General features: G+C 63.2%; 18 protein-coding genes. 7 read left to right on the forward strand and 11 right to left on the reverse strand.

Going from position 1 to position 16269, the window contains the following annotated elements; genetic code table 11:
• Positions 1 to 54: 54 nt before the first annotated feature.
• From LPJGGPFB_RS01025 to LPJGGPFB_RS01035, 3 genes are all read left to right on the forward strand, one after another.
• Complete coding sequence (locus tag LPJGGPFB_RS01025) at positions 55 to 603, forward strand: L,D-transpeptidase family protein (RefSeq protein WP_173418336.1); 549 nt, start codon at positions 55 to 57, stop codon at positions 601 to 603.
• Positions 604 to 765: 162 nt separating this feature from the next.
• Positions 766 to 1416: a DUF6875 domain-containing protein gene (locus LPJGGPFB_RS01030; RefSeq protein WP_173418337.1), complete on the forward strand. Its 651-nt coding sequence runs from the start codon at positions 766 to 768 to the stop codon at positions 1414 to 1416.
• A 3-nt stretch (positions 1417 to 1419) separates the two neighbouring features.
• Positions 1420 to 2634, forward strand: coding sequence for a GNAT family N-acetyltransferase (locus LPJGGPFB_RS01035; protein WP_173418338.1), 1215 nt, complete (start codon positions 1420 to 1422; stop codon positions 2632 to 2634).
• Here LPJGGPFB_RS01035 and LPJGGPFB_RS01040 read toward each other — a convergent pair.
• The 5 genes from LPJGGPFB_RS01040 to rplS all read right to left on the reverse strand — a co-directional run bounded on the left by LPJGGPFB_RS01040 (position 2622) and on the right by rplS (position 7304).
• On the reverse strand, positions 2622 to 3158 hold the full coding sequence (locus LPJGGPFB_RS01040; RefSeq protein WP_173418339.1) for a SixA phosphatase family protein: 537 nt from the start codon (positions 3156 to 3158) through the stop codon (positions 2622 to 2624). The two genes, LPJGGPFB_RS01035 and LPJGGPFB_RS01040, sit on opposite strands and share 13 nt — an antisense overlap.
• 188 nt (positions 3159 to 3346) lie before the next feature.
• Entirely contained in the window at positions 3347 to 4756 is a 1410-nt protein-coding gene (leuC, locus tag LPJGGPFB_RS01045; RefSeq protein WP_173418340.1) for a 3-isopropylmalate dehydratase large subunit, read from the reverse strand.
• Between the two features lie 243 nt (positions 4757 to 4999).
• Positions 5000 to 5821 carry an amino acid ABC transporter permease gene (locus LPJGGPFB_RS01050; protein ID WP_173418341.1) on the reverse strand — a complete coding sequence of 274 codons (822 nt, stop codon included), beginning with the start codon at positions 5819 to 5821 and terminating at the stop codon, positions 5000 to 5002.
• Between the two features lie 9 nt (positions 5822 to 5830).
• Entirely contained in the window at positions 5831 to 6640 is an 810-nt protein-coding gene (locus LPJGGPFB_RS01055; RefSeq protein WP_173418342.1) for a transporter substrate-binding domain-containing protein, read from the reverse strand.
• 127 nt (positions 6641 to 6767) lie between these two features.
• Entirely contained in the window at positions 6768 to 7304 is a 537-nt protein-coding gene (gene rplS, locus LPJGGPFB_RS01060; RefSeq protein ID WP_173418343.1) for a 50S ribosomal protein L19, read from the reverse strand.
• Between the two features lie 324 nt (positions 7305 to 7628).
• On the opposite strand from rplS, the gene LPJGGPFB_RS01065 reads away from it, so the two are divergent.
• Positions 7629 to 8375 (forward strand): sulfite exporter TauE/SafE family protein, encoded by a 747-nt coding sequence (locus LPJGGPFB_RS01065; protein WP_173418344.1) that lies wholly within the window; start codon positions 7629 to 7631, stop codon positions 8373 to 8375.
• On the opposite strand, the gene trmD is transcribed toward LPJGGPFB_RS01065, so the two are convergent.
• The 6 genes from trmD to LPJGGPFB_RS01095 all read right to left on the reverse strand — a co-directional run bounded on the left by trmD (position 8357) and on the right by LPJGGPFB_RS01095 (position 12839).
• Entirely contained in the window at positions 8357 to 9049 is a 693-nt protein-coding gene (gene trmD, locus LPJGGPFB_RS01070) for a tRNA (guanosine(37)-N1)-methyltransferase TrmD (protein ID WP_173418345.1), read from the reverse strand. The two genes, LPJGGPFB_RS01065 and trmD, sit on opposite strands and share 19 nt — an antisense overlap.
• Before the next feature lie 11 nt (positions 9050 to 9060).
• The gene (gene rimM, locus LPJGGPFB_RS01075) at positions 9061 to 9621 is read right to left on the reverse strand and encodes a ribosome maturation factor RimM (protein WP_173418346.1); all 561 of its coding nucleotides are present in this window, start codon (positions 9619 to 9621) and stop codon (positions 9061 to 9063) included.
• Between the two features lie 92 nt (positions 9622 to 9713).
• The gene (rpsP, locus tag LPJGGPFB_RS01080) at positions 9714 to 10079 is read right to left on the reverse strand and encodes a 30S ribosomal protein S16 (RefSeq protein ID WP_173418347.1); all 366 of its coding nucleotides are present in this window, start codon (positions 10077 to 10079) and stop codon (positions 9714 to 9716) included.
• A gap of 37 nt (positions 10080 to 10116) precedes the next feature.
• On the reverse strand, positions 10117 to 10452 hold the full coding sequence (locus tag LPJGGPFB_RS01085) for a chorismate mutase (RefSeq protein WP_173418348.1): 336 nt from the start codon (positions 10450 to 10452) through the stop codon (positions 10117 to 10119).
• Between the two features lie 13 nt (positions 10453 to 10465).
• Complete coding sequence (gene ffh, locus LPJGGPFB_RS01090; protein WP_173418349.1) at positions 10466 to 12028, reverse strand: signal recognition particle protein; 1563 nt, start codon at positions 12026 to 12028, stop codon at positions 10466 to 10468.
• Between the two features lie 313 nt (positions 12029 to 12341).
• On the reverse strand, positions 12342 to 12839 hold the full coding sequence (locus LPJGGPFB_RS01095; RefSeq protein ID WP_234902751.1) for a MarR family winged helix-turn-helix transcriptional regulator: 498 nt from the start codon (positions 12837 to 12839) through the stop codon (positions 12342 to 12344).
• Between the two features lie 116 nt (positions 12840 to 12955).
• On the opposite strand from LPJGGPFB_RS01095, the gene LPJGGPFB_RS01100 reads away from it, so the two are divergent.
• From LPJGGPFB_RS01100 to mtaB, 3 genes are all read left to right on the forward strand, one after another.
• The gene (locus LPJGGPFB_RS01100; protein WP_173418350.1) at positions 12956 to 13969 is read left to right on the forward strand and encodes an MBL fold metallo-hydrolase; all 1014 of its coding nucleotides are present in this window, start codon (positions 12956 to 12958) and stop codon (positions 13967 to 13969) included.
• Positions 13970 to 14075: 106 nt separating this feature from the next.
• On the forward strand, positions 14076 to 14990 hold the full coding sequence (gene dapF / locus LPJGGPFB_RS01105) for a diaminopimelate epimerase (protein WP_173418351.1): 915 nt from the start codon (positions 14076 to 14078) through the stop codon (positions 14988 to 14990).
• Complete coding sequence (mtaB, locus tag LPJGGPFB_RS01110; RefSeq protein WP_173418352.1) at positions 14987 to 16261, forward strand: tRNA (N(6)-L-threonylcarbamoyladenosine(37)-C(2))-methylthiotransferase MtaB; 1275 nt, start codon at positions 14987 to 14989, stop codon at positions 16259 to 16261. Before dapF ends, mtaB begins: the two co-directional genes overlap by 4 nt.
• Positions 16262 to 16269 lie beyond the last annotated feature (8 nt).

Here is a 16269-nt window from a genome sequence, read left to right on the forward strand (position 1 = left end):
ACCGTGCTTATGGTGCCCGCCAAATCACGGACAATTCAAAAATCTGTGAGAGAGATGCGCAAGAAAACGTCGGGAAGAAGGCCAGTCAAATCCGTCATCACCGTCCGACCTGCCCCGCTTGATCGCAGGCGTGCACTGGTTACCTTCGATGGCCGCACGGAGCAAGCCGCCATCGGCCACAGCGGCATCACCAGCCGCAAGCGCGAGGGCGACGGCGCGACGCCACGCGCAGCGATGAAGCTCGTCGGCGGCTATGTCAGGCGCGACAGGATCGCGCTGCCGCCGACGTCACTGCCGACAATAGCAACGCGCCAGGGAATGCTCTGGTGCGATGCTCCCGATCATGCCCGCTACAATCGCCCGGCCAAGGCGCCGTTCGCGCCGAGCCACGAGGAGATGATGCGTGACAATGGGCTCTATGACGTCTGCCTGGCGATGGATTGGAACATGACCAGCCGCCGCCGTCATGCCGGGTCGGCGATCTTCTTTCACCTCATCCGTCCCGGCTACGAGCCGACCCAGGGCTGTGTCGCCATCAGCCTGGCTTCCATGCGCCGGTTGATCCCGCACCTGCGTCGCGGCACCATCGTCAAGGTTCTGTAACCCTTCCGCATCTGCGCCAATATGCCCCCATATCGGCGTTCGACATGAGAATTCGGAAAGCATAACCCGAACGAGAAATCTCGCCGCGCACAACCATAAACACTTCCGCAAGCTCTGACATCTATGTAGCCACAAGCAAGATTTGCAGGGCGAGTGCAGCCGATGCTGACGACGATGGCCAAAGCGATACCGGTGACCGATGGACGCTTCTTCGGGATAGGGGAGGTTCGCGATCTCGCGGACGGCCCCTTGCAAGGGTCCGATATTGCGCGGCTGCTCGACTGGGTCGAATCCTATCTGATGAACAGTCATCCCGATCTCGGACGAGCCGGCGCCGTCTGCCCCTTTACCCGCCAGGCCGCCAAGATCGATACGGTTCGCCTCGCGATTTCCCGCGCGCGCCCCGGTGACGAAGACGACGCTTTCGCCCTTATCCGTGGTGCGTTCGGCGCGCTTGAAGCCATCCCCTGCAAGCCCGCGATGAAGCATTTCCGCACCGTCATCGTCGGCTTTCCGGATTGCGCCGATCAGGACGGGATCGCGATGTTGAAGCGGATCCAGCGGCGGCACCGGTTCTACTCGCTCGCGCGCGCCCGGATGATCGGCATGATGCATGCAGGTTCCGAGGATCGCGGCCTGTGGAATCCGGACTTCCGGCCGCTGCGCTCGCCGATGCCGGTTCTGGCGATCCGGCATCTGGTCGAAAACGACGCCCCGTTTGCCGCGCTCCATCCCGCTCTCATGGTTGCCTATCTCGCCCGTTTCCCGATCAAGGGAACGCGGCGGCTCGTCAATCACTTCCGAAGCCGCTGAGCCATGCCCGGCCGAGCGACGTCGCCGATCGCCGAGACAATCGAACGGAGTCCGATCCTCGGCCGTTTGGGAGACGACCTTGAAATCAGCGTCGTCACAAGCCTCGAAGGCTTCATGGCCTTGCAGGGGGACTGGGACGATCTGTTCGAGCGAGCGGCAGCACCTCAGCAGGTCTTCCAGCGCCATATCTTCCTGCGCTACTGGACACGGCACTATCTCGACGCAAAGACGCAGCTCTCTATTCTCACCGGCCGTATCGACGGACGCCTTGTCACCGTCTGGCCGCTGGTGCGTCGTCGCGAGCTCGGCATCGACACGCTCGGCTTCATGGGCGCGCCGGTGGCGCAGTTCGGCGACGTGCTCGTCGAAGCCGGCGATACCGGACACGCCTTGCTCGAAGCCGGCTGGAATGCCGTGGAAGCGCTCGGTGCCGACATGTTCTGGGCCCGCCGGGTGCGGTCAGACGCCGCCCTCTGCGGATCAGCCATCGCGGTCGGCGCGTGCCTGCCCGGCGACGTGCAGGCGCCGTTCGCATGCCTGTCGCGTCGGGTGACGGCCGATGGTCCGGGCATCGCCTATTCCGCGCGCGAGCGATCGAACTACCGGCGCCGATTGCGAAGGCTCCGCGAACGCGGCGACATCGGCTTCTCCGAGCCCGGTTCGGGCCCGGCAGCCGAGGCAGCGGTCACGACCGCAATCGCCATCAAGAAAAACTGGCTGCTCGAAAACGCGATCCTGTCGCCGACCGTCATGGACACCCGCTTCCAGGCGTTCTTCGAAGATCTTGCCGGCGATCTCGCGACGGGCCTGCACGTCTCGGCAATCACCCGCGACGGGAGAGCGATCGGCGTCGACCTGTCCTTCGACTGCAAGGGCCACACCTTCGGCCACGTGCTGGCAACCGACCCTGGCTACGAGCGCGAGGGCCTCGGACGGTTGCTCATCCACCGAACATTCGCGGCGGCCGCCCACCGTGGCAACACGATCTTTGATCTGCTGGCGCCGGCGGACTGCTACAAGATGCAGCATGCCGACGGGCTTGTGGCCATCAAGGACTATGCCTTCGCATATTCCTGGCGCGGCCGGTTGCTGCGCGCGCTCGTCCTGGCGCGACTGCAACCGATGGCCAAGGCCTTGGCAAGGCGCCTGCCGGCCGCCCTGGTGCAAAAGCTTGTGATGCGAAAGATCCGAGCCGGGCAGTCTTCTCAGCCCAGCTGACGCGGCGTGACAAAATCGACGAGACGACACCCGCCTGCAGCCAGGTCCTCCCAGCTGGAGCCGTCGAACTCGAACACGGCAAGCGCCGCCGTCGGAAATTTCTGCTGCATGCGCGCAAGCGCTTCTTGCCTACCCGAACCGGCAAGCTGAAGGGCGAGATCCTCCATGCCCGGATTATGCCCGACGACAAGCAGGTTGCGGATGGCCGGGTCGACCGCACGAATGGTGGCCACAATGGCCGTTGCTGCAACTTCGTAGATGTCGCGTGTCTCACGGGCAGGGATTGGCGGCGGCAGGATACCCTTGACCAGCGTCCAGGTTTCCCGAGCCCGCCGCGCCGTGGAAACGATCGCCAGTCCGGGGATCAACCCTTTTCGCTCCATGTAGGCGCCGACCAGCGGCGCCGCCTTGCGGCCGCGCTCGCCAAGCGGTCGATCATGGTCAGGAACACCTTCGGGCCAGGCAGACTTGGCGTGGCGCAACAGCATCAGGCGGTATGTCTGCGTCCTGTGATCCCTGGCCATTACGTCCTCCCTCGCAACGACGTGCGATCCTCACTGACAGGTATCGGGTTATTCTGGCATCGCACCGCCATTTTGTCCCGGCAAGAGTGGACCATAAAAAAGGCCGCCCCGAAGGGCGGCCATCAACGCCGGAAAAGCTCAAGAACCGGCTTATGTCCACGCGCGCGGGATTATTTCCGCGCGCCTGATCATTTCCACTCGCGAATGTCGACGAAATGTCCGGCGACCGCAGCGGCTGCCGCCATTGCCGGCGACACCAGGTGCGTGCGTCCCTTGAAGCCCTGACGTCCTTCGAAGTTGCGGTTGGAGGTCGAGGCGCAACGCTCGCCCGGCTTCAGCCGGTCGTCGTTCATCGCCAGGCACATGGAGCAGCCCGGCTCGCGCCAGTCGAAGCCGGCTTCGCGGAAGATCTTGTCGAGGCCTTCGGCTTCCGCCTGCTCCTTGACGAGGCCGGAGCCCGGGACGATCATCGCCGAAACCGTCGACGCGACCTTGCGGCCCTCGACGACGGCGGCAACGGCGCGCAGGTCCTCGATGCGACCGTTGGTGCACGAGCCGATGAAGACGCGGTCGATCGCTATGTCGGTGATCTTGGTGCCGGGCTTCAGGCCCATATAGTCGAGCGCGCGCCACTTGGAGGTGCGCTTGTTTTCTTCCGGGATTTCATCCGGGTTCGGGACGATGCCCTGAACCGAAATGACGTCCTCGGGCGACGAACCCCAGGAGACGATCGGCGGCAGATTGGCCGCGTCGAGCACGACGACGCGATCGAAGTGTGCGCCCTCGTCCGTGTGCAGCGTCTTCCAATAGTCGATCGCCATCTCCAGCGCCTTGCCCTTCGGCGCGCGCGGCTTGTCCTTGATGTATTCGAAGGTCGTTTCATCAGGCGCGATCAGGCCGGCGCGGGCGCCGCCTTCGATCGTCATGTTGCAGATGGTCATGCGACCTTCCATCGACAGCGCGCGGATGGCTTCGCCGGCAAACTCGATGACGTGGCCGGTGCCGCCGGCAGTGCCGATTTCGCCGATGATGGCAAGGATGATGTCCTTGGCGGTGACGCCAGGCGGCAGCTGGCCGTCGACACGCACCAGCATGTTCTTGGCCTTCTGCTGGATCAGCGTCTGGGTCGCCAGCACGTGCTCCACTTCGGACGTGCCGATGCCGTGTGCCAGCGCACCGAAGGCGCCGTGCGTCGAGGTGTGGCTATCGCCGCAGACGATGGTCATGCCGGGCAGCGTAAAGCCCTGCTCGGGGCCGACGATATGCACGATGCCCTGACGCTTGTCGTTTTCGGAGTAGTATTCAACCCCGAACTCGGCCGCATTGGTGGCGAGCGCCTCGACCTGAATGCGGCTTTCCTCATTCTTGATGCCGAGGTGGCGGTCCGGCGAAGTCGGCACGTTGTGGTCGACGACGGCAAGCGTCTTTTCCGGAGCACGGACCTTGCGGCCGGCCATGCGCAGACCTTCGAAAGCCTGCGGGCTCGTCACCTCGTGAACGAGATGACGATCGATGTAGAGAAGACAGGTTCCATCGTCCTGGCTATTGACCAGGTGGTCGTCCCAGATCTTGTCATAGAGAGTACGCGGTGCGCTCATGGCGATATATCCATCGAATTTTCGTAAAGAAGGGAAAGGCCGGCAGCAGGGCGGCCGGAAACGCTGATCAAGGGATCAGGATAGGAGGCTTGTCAGCGCCCCGGATACGCGCGCGAAAAAGCGTGCCGGCAGACGCTTGTGGTCCTGCAGCACGACGATTTTCTGCTCTCGACATCCGAACTTGGATTCCATGAGGCCGTACATATCAATTTTTTGACACTTCGGCAATCGGTGGAAGCGGCCTCAACGCTGCTCGGCGCGTCGCAAACGCCGCTCGACCCCCCTCAGGCCCAACGACAGGCCGATGGTGAGGACCAGGTAGACATAGGCAACGATCGAATAGGTCTCGAAGAAGCGGAAGGAACCGGAAGCGTAGACCTTGCCCATCTGGGTGATGTCGGCAACGCCGAGCACCGAGACCAGCGATGAGTCCTTGACCATGGCGACGAAATCGTTGCCGAGCGGCGGCAGGATCACGCGGATTGCCTGCGGAAAGATCACCAGGCGAAACCGCTGGTAGCGCGTCAGGCCCAACGCCTTGGCCGCCTCGACCTGTCCCTTGTCGACGGAGAGGATGCCGGCCCGAAACACTTCCGCGATGAAGGCGGAATAGCCGATCATCAGCGCCATGATCGCCCGCCACATCAGCGAAATGTCGCGCACCACCACCGGCTCCATCCAGCCGGCCGAAATCAGCGGCGCGGTGATGAAATTCGCGACCACGACGAGCGCCGGCGCGCCGACGAAGGCGATGTAGAACAGGAGGACAAGGATCGGCACGCCGCGAATGACTTCGGTGTAGAAGCGTGCGATCTGGCGAAGGGCCGCATGCTCCGACAGCGCCATCAGTGCGATGCCGAGGCCGAGCGTCGTCGCCAGCACGAAGCCCATCAGGGTCACGAAAACGGTGACGCCGATGCCCTTGAGGACGACATTGAAGACCTCGGTATAGATATCATTGGTGACGATAACGGCGGCGAGCGCCACGGCAATCACCAGAAGGGCGACCAGCCACCAGGGATAGTCGCCCTTTGCGGACATGTCAGAAGAATTTGGGGAGGCCATTGCCTGCGATCAGCCGCCCATCTTGTAGTCGAGGAACCACTTCTTGTCCAAGGCGTCGAAGGTTCCGTCCGCCTTCAGCGCCTTGATCGCGGCGTTGATCGGAGCGACCAGATCGGAACCCTTCGGGTAGATGAAGCCGAAATCCTCAGTGCCGAGCGGGCCGCCGACGACCTTCAGCTTGCCTTCCGACGAATCGACATAGCCCTTGGCGGCAACGCTGTCGGTGAGAACGACGTCGACGTCCCCGGCCTTCAATGCCTGCACGGTCGCACCGAAGGTTTCGAACAGCTTGACGCGCGGGTTCTGCTCGTTGCCATCGAGCATTTCGTAGACGGCGGTGTAGAACGGCGAGGTGCCCGGCTGCGCACCAACCAGGCCGTCGGCAAAGGCGCCGAAGCTCTTGCCGTCGTTAAAGCGGGCCTCGTCGCCGCGTACCAGCATGAACTGCTGCGAGCGCATATAAGGGTCGGAGAAGTCGACCTTCTCCTTGCGGTCGTCCTTGATGGTGATGCCGGTCATGCCGATCTGGTACTGGCCGTCATGAACCGCCTGGATCATCGCATCCCAGCTGGTGTTCTGATATTCGACCTTGAAATTGAGACGCTTGGCGATCTCGTTCATCGCGTCATATTCCCAGCCGATCGCCTCGCCGGTCTTCGGATCGACGAACTGCAGCGGCGGATAGGCGTTTTCCGTGACGACGACAACCGTCTTGCCGCCGAGATCCGGCAGGTCGCTGGCGAAAGCCGACGCAGAAAAAGCAAATGGAACGGCAAGTGCGGCTGCGATGCCCGCAAGCACATGGCGACGGATTGTCATTGGAAGAACTCCCGAAAAGTGTGGCAGCGAAAAATGTCACGGATTGTGGAGAAAAGACAAGCGCATAGTACCAAAAAAGAAAGGCGGCCCAAGGCCGCCTTTCCAACAATCCGAAAGGATTGAAATCTTATTCCGCTGCAGCTTCTGCTGCCTTGGCGGCTTCTGCTGCTGCCTTGGCTTCTGCGGCTTCGGCTGCTGCCTTTTCGGCGGCCAGAGCCTGAGCTGCTGCGATCTTTTCAGCTTCGATACGTGCCTTTTCCTCGGCAACGGCCTGGCGCTCGGCGTCGTTCAGCTTGCGAGCGCGCGTACCGGTGTTTTCAACGATACGAGCCGACTTGCCGCGACGATCGCGCAGGTAGTAAAGCTTGGCGCGACGGACCTTACCGCGGCGAACCACTTCAACGCTCTCGACGAGCGGCGAGTAAACCGGGAATACGCGCTCGACGCCTTCGCCGTAGGAGATCTTGCGAACGGTGAAGCTTTCGTTGATGCCGCCGCCCGAACGAGCGATGCAAACGCCTTCATAAGCCTGAACGCGGGTACGCGAGCCTTCGACAACGCGGACGTTGACGCGCAGCGTGTCGCCTGCGGAGAAATCGGGGAGCGTGCGCTTGGCGGCAATCTTGGCGGCCTGTTCGGCTTCCAGCTGCTGGATGATGTTCATCGGGTTAACCTTTCAAGTTCTTCTGAAACAGCCAGAGCGCTCTCGATCGACCTGTCGGACATGCCTTCAGATGTTGCCGGACCCGGCAGGAGCGAATTCACCATTCTTTGTTGGTGGTCGACGGGCAAAAACCCGAACCGGGGCGGCACTTACACGAAGAAACTCCGCTTGTCATCCCCGAAAGCCATATTTTCCGGGCCATGGAGGCGTTCGGCGCGAATTCTATCAGAGATTTCGAAAGAACGCGCATGGAAACGCAGGCGAACGCGGGCTTGCGGCCGCAAAGCCTGCGGGCTATGCCGGGCTGGGTAGTGGGGGGAGACCATGCAGTTCTTCGAAATACTTCTGCTTTTCGTCGCCGGTTTCCTGTCGGGCATGGTCAATGCGATTGCCGGCGGGGGCACCTTCCTTACCTTCGGCGCCATGACCCTTGGCGGCTTGCCGCCGATTGTCGCCAATGCGACCTCGTCGATCATCCAGCTTCCCGGCTACATCACCTCGGCGCTTGCCTATGCCAAGGAGATCCGCGCCGATCGCCGCCAGGCGATCCAGCTCGGCATCATCTCGGCGGTCGGTGGGCTCGCCGGCGCCGTGCTGCTGATCTCCTTGTCGAACGCCTCGTTTCGCGCGCTCGTCCCGTGGCTGCTGATCGCCGCAACGGCGATCTTCGCCGCCGGACCACTCCTGAAGCCCAAGGCGCGCATAGACGAGCATGCGATCAGTCCGGCCGGCATCGTCAGCCAGTTCGTAACCTCGATCTACGGGGGCTTCTTCGGCGCCGGCATGGGCATCATGATGCTGGCGGTGCTCGGACTTGCCACCGGCGGCGGCTATCACCGCCTGAACGCCCTCAAGAACTTCATCTCGATCGTCATTGCCACCATCGCTATCGTCGTCTTCGCTGCAGGCGGCGTCGTGTCGTGGCTGCACGCAGCGGTCATGGTTCCTGGGGCGGCCCTGGGCGGTTACATCGGCGTCTGGGCGGCACGGCGCGTGCCGCAGGCGGTGATCCGGGCCCTGGTCGTGGCGATCGGGTTGCTGCTCGCCGCCTACTATTTCTTCACGGGTTGAACAAGGAGATCAGGCCGACGCTCTTCGGTCAGCCGGCGCGCCTCAATCTCGCGCCATTTGGCGATGGCGCCGTGGTTGCCAGAGGTCAGAACCGGCGGGATCTCCCGGCCCTCGAAAACCTGCGGCCGGGTATAGTGCGGATGCTCCAGCAGCCCGCCCTCGAAGCTTTCGTGAACGCCGGACAGCTCGTTGCCCATCACCCCTGGCAGGATGCGAACGACGGCATCGAGCAGTGTCAGCGCCGCCGGCTCGCCGCCCGAAAGAATGTAATCGCCGATCGACACTTCCTCGAGTTCGCGCCCGTCGATGACGCGTTGGTCGACGCCTTCGAACCGGCCGCAGACGATCACCACGCCGGGGCCATCGGCAAGTTCGCGCACGCGCTTCTGCGTCAACGGCCTTCCGCGCGGGCTCATCAACAGTCGTGGGCGATGATCGTCCCTGGACACCGCGTCGATCGCGCGGGCGAGAACGTCGGGCTTCAACACCATGCCGGCGCCGCCGCCGGCCGGCGTATCGTCGACTGTGCGATGCTTGTCTTCAGCAAAGTCCCGGATCTGGACGGCATCGATCGACCACTGGCCGCGCTCCAGCGCCCGGCCGGAAAGCGAGGCGCCGAGATGGCCGGGAAACATTTCAGGATAAAGCGTGAGCACCGTTGCGCGGAAGGACATTGCCTTGCCGCTCACTTGCGCTTGGCCGAAAACGGGCTGCCGGGCTCGTCCTTGTCGTCGATGAGACCAGCGGCCAGCGGATCCACCAGCAGCTTGCCGCCTTCAAGGTCGATTTCCAGAACGGACCATTCGGTAAAGGGGATGAGCACGGGACGCTTGCCCGGCCCCTTGAGCTCGAGCAGGTCGCCGGCACCGAAATCGAACACGCCGGTCACGGTGCCATAGCTCTTGCCGCTGCCGTCGACGGCCTCCAGGCCCTCGAGGTCGGCGTAAAAGAATTCGTCTTCGTCGAGATCGTCGTCGGGCAGATTGTCCCGGTCGATGAACAGTTCGAGACCGTTGAGCGCCTCCGCGGCGTTGCGATCGTTGACGCCGCGAAAGCGGACGACGACCACGTTCTTGGCTTCGCGGACTTCCAGCACCTCGAACACGCGCCCGTCGGCGCTATGAAGGTGGCCATAGTCGCCGAGTGCCGTCGGGTCGTCGGTGAACGACTTCACCCTGACCTCGCCGCGCAGGCCTTGGGCCGCACCGATTGTCGCCATCAGAACCGGGTTTTCGATTTTGCTCATCATCCGCATCCGTTTCGGGATTTCAGCGTGCACATAACGGAAAACGGGCGGCATGGAAATGCCGCCCGTTTCCTTCATCCGTTTACCGGAACTTATTCTGCGGCAGCAGCAGCAGCGGCGTCTTCGGCCTTCTGCTTGGCTTCAGCAGCGCGCTCCTGAGCTTTCTTGCCCGGCAGGCCCTTGTTCGGGTTTGCGCGAGCCGGACGCTGGGCGATACCAGCCTGGTCGAGGAAGCGCAGAACGCGGTCGGTCGGCTGGGCGCCCTGGGCGATCCAGTGGCTGATGCGCTCGGCGTTCAGCTCGACGCGCTTTTCGTCGTCCTTGCCGAGCATCGGGTTCCAGGAACCGATCTTCTCGAGGAAGCGGCCGTCGCGCGGGCTGCGGGCGTCGGCAACGACGATCTGGTAGTAAGGACGCTTCTTGGAACCGCCACGGGCGAGACGAATTTTCAGTGCCATTTGAGTAACTCCTTGCAGGCTTTATTGACCGCTTCGTTCAAGCGGAATGGGTGGTGCCGACGGTGCCCGCGGACTGCGTGCGATCGGCGGCGATGGCTTCATGATGCCGGATGACTTCCTTGATGATGAAGTTCAGGAACTTCTCGGCGAAATCCGGATCCAGATTGGCATCCTTCGCCAGATGGCGAAGACGTTCGATCTGGTATTCTTCGCGCGCCGGATCGGCCGGCGGCAGATTGTGCTTGGCCTTGAGAACGCCGACCGCCTGGGTGCAGCGGAACCGTTCGGCCAGCATGTGGACGAGCGCGGCATCGATATTGTCGATCGACTGCCGGTAACCCGCCAATTCTCGTTTGATCTCGGGATCAATCATCTCTCACCGATCCTCACTTCTTCTTCGGCAGGCCGGGAAGGCCGGGGAAACCGCCAAGGCCCGGAAGCTTGGCGCCGCCGAGACCGGGAAGGCCACCGCCGCCAAGGCCCGGCATGCCACCGGGCTTGAGGCCGGCCGCTTCCGCCTGCTTCTGAAGTGCTTCAAGCTGCTTGGGGTCGAGGCTCGACAGATCGGGCATGCCGCCGCCGCCAAGGCCGCCGAGGCCCATCTTGCTGGCAAGGCCGCCCATCATCTGCTTCATCATGCCGCCTTTGCCCTTGCCGCCCATCATCTTCATCATGTCCGCCATCTGGCGGTGCATCTTCAGAAGCTTGTTGATGTCGGCGGCATCGGTGCCCGAACCGGCTGCGATGCGCTTCTTGCGGGAATGCTTGAGCATGTCGGGGTTGGCGCGCTCGGCCTTGGTCATCGAGGAGATGATGGCGATCTGGCGTCCGAACAGCTTGTCGTCGAGACCGGCCGACGCCATCTTGTCCTTCATGCCGGCCATGCCGGGCATCAGGCCCATGATACCACCCATGCCGCCCATCTTCTGCATCTGGCGCAGCTGGTCGGCGAGGTCGTTCAGGTCGAACTTGCCCTTGGCCATCTTGGCGGCCATGGCCGCCGCCTTTTCGGCGTCGATGTTCTCGGCAGCCTTCTCGACCAGCGAGATGATGTCGCCCATACCGAGGATGCGGTCGGCGACGCGGCGCGGATGGAACTCTTCGAGTTCGCCCATCTTTTCGCCGACGCCGATGAGCTTGATCGGCTTACCGGTGACGGCACGCATCGAAAGCGCTGCACCGCCGCGGCCGTCGCCGTCCATACGGGTGAGCACGAGGCCGGTGATGCCGACGCGTTCGTCGAAGTTACGGGCAAGATTGACGGCGTCCTGACCGGTCAGCGCATCGGCGACCAGCAGGATTTCATGCGGATTGGATTTCCGCTTGATTTCCGCCATCTCGATCATCAGCGGTTCGTCGATATGCGTGCGGCCAGCGGTGTCGAGGATGACGATGTCGTGGCCGCCGAGCTTGGCGGCCTGCACGGCGCGCGCGGCGATATCGGTCGGCGACTGGCCGGCAATGATCGGCAACGTATCGACGCCGGTCTGGACGCCGAGCTGGCGAAGCTGCTCCTGAGCGGCCGGACGACGCGTGTCGAGCGAAGCCATCAGGACCTTCTTCTTGTCCCGCGTCTTCATCCGGTTGGCGATCTTGCCGGTGGTCGTCGTCTTGCCCGAGCCCTGCAGACCGACCATCATGATGACAACCGGGGCAGGCGCATTGAGGTCGATGGTGACGCCCTCGGAGCCCAGCATGTCGACCAGCTCGTCATGGACGATCTTGACGACCATCTGCCCAGGCTTGATCGATTTCAGGATCTCGGCGCCAACCGCCTTCTCGCGAACCTTTTCAGTGAAGGAGCGCACGACGTCGAGCGCGACGTCGGCTTCGAGCAACGCACGGCGAACCTCGCGAAGCGCCGCGGAAACATCTGCTTCCGACAATGCGCCGCGGCCGGTCAGTCCATTCAATATGGAACCAAGGCGGTCCTGGAGGCTCTCGAACATTCTCACTTCCTTCTGGTTTCCGGTAGCATGCAAACTAGCCGGAAACGTGGGTTCCTTCGCCTGAAAAACAAGGCGCAAAGCCAAAAACCACCCGAGGGCGCAACGCGCTGTCGGATGTTGACCTCCTGGCTCTCTTTATACCTTTACGGGGCCGGGTCGGTGGCTTCGAAGTCATCACTTGCGAAGGAATTTGCCGCGATAAACAGGAAAGCGGCCGAAAAGTCAAGGACGGCGGGCAAATCCCAGAGCAGGGACTTCGCACAGTGGCGTCAGCGGTGCCGGTTACGACCGCAACAAGCCAGCAGAGCCGCGATCATGGGCCTTCGTCGGTGTCCGGTGCCGCGAGTTCGCGCGCCAGGTCTTCAAAGGCAGTCGCGACGCGCGTCATGACCCTGAGCGCCACCACCACTTCGGTCTGGTTGATATCGCCCAGAACCGCGTGCAGCAACTCGAGTTCCCGCCGGTGGATCGCCTCGAACAGATCGCGACCGGCAGCGCTCGGCGCACAGAAATAGGCACGCCGATGTTCCGGATTGGGTTGCTTTTCCAGAAGCCCTTTTTCCAGCAGGCCGCCGACGACGCGCAGCACGAACTGCCGTTTCATCGACAATCGCCGGGCCGCTTCCGGCACCGTCAACGGCTCCCCGCAGAGAAGCTCGAGCACCGCTCTTTCGGCAACCGATATGCCCGAACCTTCCAGCATGCGTTCGATCGAACGGTGCACATTGAGATGGATCGGCCGAACCAGTTTGATGGCCTTGTAGAGACGTTCCTGTTTGTCGAAGCGAACCAGCATAGGGAACAATAGCAATCGAGTTGCTCTATTCAAGAAATTCTTAAGCTCTTCGCCTGCACCCTGTGACGACGGCTTCAAAGCGCCTATCTTTTTCCATCGAAAGCTACCGAACAATCGCCGAGAGAACGACGATGCCGAAGGTCAATGCCTATTATCGGGGACCCACCTCCGACCACTTCGACGGAACGCGATTCTTCAACCCCAACGGCCGGCAGCCGCGGGGCATGGCCGACCTCCTGCGCTGGCAGCTCGGACGCGGCAAGGTGAAGTGGCCGGCACATTATCCAAGCCCATTTCAGCAGGCAAAGCCGGAGTTGAGCGTCGAGGCCGCCCGCCTGCGGGTGACGATGGTGGGGCATGCGACGCTGCTCATCCAGGTGCACGGCTTCAACATCCTGACCGACCCCGTCTGGGCGCACAGGGCGAGCCCCTTTGCCCTTGTCGGCCCATCGCGGCGCAATCCGCCCGGCATCGAGATGGACGATCTTCCGCCGATCGATCTCGTGCTCGTCACCCATAACCACTACGACCACCTCGACCTCGACACGCTGGCAGCGCTCAACGAGGAGCACAGTCCGCTGATCGTCACGCCGCTCGGAAACGATACGATCATCCGCCGCGCAGCACCGGACGCCAACATATCGGTTCTCGACTGGGGTGGCCGGCTGGGCCTCGAAGACGAGCTCGTGATCCATGCCGAGCCCTGCCATCACTGGTCGGCGCGCGGCTCCGGCGACCGCCGCATGGCGCTGTGGGCGGCCTTCGTCATCGAAACGCCGGTCGGCAAGATCTACCATGTCGGCGACACCGGCTTTCACGGCGGCATCAACTATCGCGCAGCGCGCGAAAAACATGGCGGCTTCCGTCTCGCCAACCTGCCCTTCGGCGCCTACGAGCCGCGCTGGTTCATGCAAGATCATCACCAAAATCCGGAGGAGGCGGTCCAGGGTATGCTCGACTGCGCTGCCGAACATGTGGCCGGGCACCACTGGGGAACGTTCCGCCTGACAGACGAGGGCGTCGATGCTCCGGTGCGCGCCCTCGAGCAGGCGCTTGATGAAGCAGAAATTGCGCGCACCCGCTTCAGGGCCCTGCGCCCCGGCGAAATCTTCGATGTACCGCCCTCTCCACTCACGGGCCAATGAAGCCGACACAGGGAAGCCGGCACTGGTAATTTCCGGGCTTTTCCGCCATATACAGCCCGAATGAAGGGTGCCTCCGCTTGGCGAGGCCGGTTTGGACAATCGCGACATGGCCGACAACGTGCAATTTGCCAGAATGAACGGGCTTGGAAACAAGATCCTGGTCGTCGACATGCGCGGCCGCCGAGACCGCGTGACGCCACACGCAGCCATCGCGCTCAACGCCGACCCTGCAACCGCCTTCGACCAGATCATGGCGATCCACGATCCCAAGGCTGCCGGCACCGACGCCTGGATCGATATCGTCAATTGCGACGGCTCGATGGCGCAGGCCTGCGGCAACGGCACCCGCTGCGTCGTCCAGGCGCTCGCCGCCGAGACTGGCAAGAAGGCATTCACCTTCCAGACCATCGCCGGCATCCTGAACGCCCGGGAACACGAGGACGGCACGATATCCGTTGATATGGGCAAGCCGGTCTTTGCCTGGGACAGGATCCCGCTTGCCGAGGAGTTTGCCGATACCAGCCGTATCGAACTGCAGATCGGGCCGATCGATAGTCCCGTCCTGCATTCGCCGTCGGCCATGTCGATGGGCAATCCGCACGCGGTTTTCTGGGTCGACAAGGACCCGATGTCCTTCGACCTCGATCGGTTCGGCCCGCTGCTCGAGAACCATCCGATGTTCCCCGAGCGCGCCAACATCACGCTGGCACAGCTGCTTTCGCCCTCGTCGCTGCGCACTCGCACTTGGGAACGCGGCGCCGGACTGACGCTTGCCTGCGGCTCGGCCGCCTGTGCGGCTGCCGTCAGTGCCGCGCGCACCGGTCGCACCGGTCGCAAGGTGACGATTGACGTCGCCTCCGCCCCCGCGCCGGCCCGGCTGACAATCGAGTGGCGCGACGACGACCATGTCGTCATGACCGGACCTGCCGAATGGGAATGGTCTGGAACCGTCGATCCGGCAACCGGCGCGTGGCAACGCGACGAGACCCAACCGGGAACCGCCGAGGCCCGGGCGCTTTGAGCGGCGTCGAGGTCATAACCTTCGGCTGCCGTCTCAATACCTACGAATCCGAAGTGATGCGGGCGGAAGCCGAGAAGGCGGGGCTGAACAACGCCATTCTCGTCAACACCTGTGCGGTGACCGGCGAGGCCGTGCGCCAGGCGCGCCAGGCGATCCGCCGTGCCCGCCGCGACAACCCGTATGCCCGCATCATCGTCACCGGCTGCGCCGCGCAGACGGAGAAGGAAACCTTCGCCGGCATGGCCGAGGTCGATGCCGTGCTCGGCAACGAGGAGAAGCTGAAAAGCGCCTCCTATCGCGCCCTGCCTGATTTCGGCGTCTCGGCAGAAGAAAAGCTGCGCGTCAACGACATCATGAGTGTGCGCGCCACCGCGCCGCAGATGGTCAAGCATATCGACGGCCATGTGCGTGCCTTCATCCAGGTCCAGAACGGCTGCGATCACCGCTGCACCTTCTGCATCATCCCCTACGGCCGCGGCAATTCACGCTCGGTGCCGATGGGGGCCGTGGTCGACCAGGCGCACAAGCTCGTCGATGGCGGATACAGCGAGATCGTTTTGACCGGCGTCGATGCCACCAGCTACGGCGCCGACCTGCCGGGAACGCCGACACTGGGGTTGCTGGCAAAGACACTGCTGAAGCAGGTTCCGGATATCCGTCGTCTGCGCCTTTCCTCCATCGACGGCATCGAGGCGGACGGCCACCTGTTCGATCTGATCGCCGGCGAAACACGCTTCATGCCACACCTGCACCTGTCGCTGCAGCATGGCGACGACATGATCCTGAAGCGCATGAAGCGTCGCCATTCGAGCGCCGACGCCCGCGCCTTTGCTGATCAGGTCCGGCGCCTTCGCCCGGAGATCAGCCTTGGCGCCGACATGATCGCGGGTTTCCCGACGGAAACCGAAGAGATGTTCGAGAATGCGATGCGGCTGGCCGAGGATTGCGGCATCGCCCATCTGCACGTCTTTCCCTACAGCCCCCGCCCCGGCACGCCGGCCGCGCGCATGCCGCAGCTCGACCGGGCGCTGGTCAAGGATCGCGCTGCGCGGCTTCGCGCTACGGGCGCGGCGCTGCATGCCCGCCACCTCGACGGCATGGTCGGCAGCGAACAGACATTGCTGGTCGAAAACAACGGCCTCGCCCACACCGAAAATTTCACGCTCGTCGATGCCGCCGGTCTAAAACCCCGTGCGCTTGTGCCGGTCACGATCACCGGCCACAATGGCAAGCACCTGACGATGCAGGTAAAACAGATGGCTGCGGCCTGACTCATGCG

Origin of the sequence: Ensifer adhaerens, from assembly GCF_013283195.1 — a bacterium.
Taxonomy (GTDB): Bacteria; Pseudomonadota; Alphaproteobacteria; order Rhizobiales; family Rhizobiaceae; genus Ensifer; species Ensifer adhaerens_G.

Bases quoted from the DNA above. Each gene is read 5' to 3' on its own strand.
- LPJGGPFB_RS01025 (WP_173418336.1), top strand. From the start codon at position 55: ATGCGCAAGAAAACGTCGGGAAGAAGGCCAGTCAAATCCGTCATCACC.
- LPJGGPFB_RS01030 (WP_173418337.1), top strand. From the start codon at position 766: ATGCTGACGACGATGGCCAAAGCGATACCGGTGACCGATGGACGCTTC.
- LPJGGPFB_RS01035 (WP_173418338.1), top strand. From the start codon at position 1,420: ATGCCCGGCCGAGCGACGTCGCCGATCGCCGAGACAATCGAACGGAGT.
- LPJGGPFB_RS01040 (WP_173418339.1), bottom strand. From the start codon at position 3,158: ATGGCCAGGGATCACAGGACGCAGACATACCGCCTGATGCTGTTGCGC.
- leuC (WP_173418340.1), bottom strand. From the start codon at position 4,756: ATGAGCGCACCGCGTACTCTCTATGACAAGATCTGGGACGACCACCTG.
- LPJGGPFB_RS01050 (WP_173418341.1), bottom strand. From the start codon at position 5,821: ATGGCCTCCCCAAATTCTTCTGACATGTCCGCAAAGGGCGACTATCCC.
- LPJGGPFB_RS01055 (WP_173418342.1), bottom strand. From the start codon at position 6,640: ATGACAATCCGTCGCCATGTGCTTGCGGGCATCGCAGCCGCACTTGCC.
- rplS (WP_173418343.1), bottom strand. From the start codon at position 7,304: ATGAACATCATCCAGCAGCTGGAAGCCGAACAGGCCGCCAAGATTGCC.
- LPJGGPFB_RS01065 (WP_173418344.1), top strand. From the start codon at position 7,629: ATGCAGTTCTTCGAAATACTTCTGCTTTTCGTCGCCGGTTTCCTGTCG.
- trmD (WP_173418345.1), bottom strand. From the start codon at position 9,049: ATGTCCTTCCGCGCAACGGTGCTCACGCTTTATCCTGAAATGTTTCCC.
- rimM (WP_173418346.1), bottom strand. From the start codon at position 9,621: ATGAGCAAAATCGAAAACCCGGTTCTGATGGCGACAATCGGTGCGGCC.
- rpsP (WP_173418347.1), bottom strand. From the start codon at position 10,079: ATGGCACTGAAAATTCGTCTCGCCCGTGGCGGTTCCAAGAAGCGTCCT.
- LPJGGPFB_RS01085 (WP_173418348.1), bottom strand. From the start codon at position 10,452: ATGATTGATCCCGAGATCAAACGAGAATTGGCGGGTTACCGGCAGTCG.
- ffh (WP_173418349.1), bottom strand. From the start codon at position 12,028: ATGTTCGAGAGCCTCCAGGACCGCCTTGGTTCCATATTGAATGGACTG.
- LPJGGPFB_RS01100 (WP_173418350.1), top strand. From the start codon at position 12,956: ATGCCGAAGGTCAATGCCTATTATCGGGGACCCACCTCCGACCACTTC.
- dapF (WP_173418351.1), top strand. From the start codon at position 14,076: ATGGCCGACAACGTGCAATTTGCCAGAATGAACGGGCTTGGAAACAAG.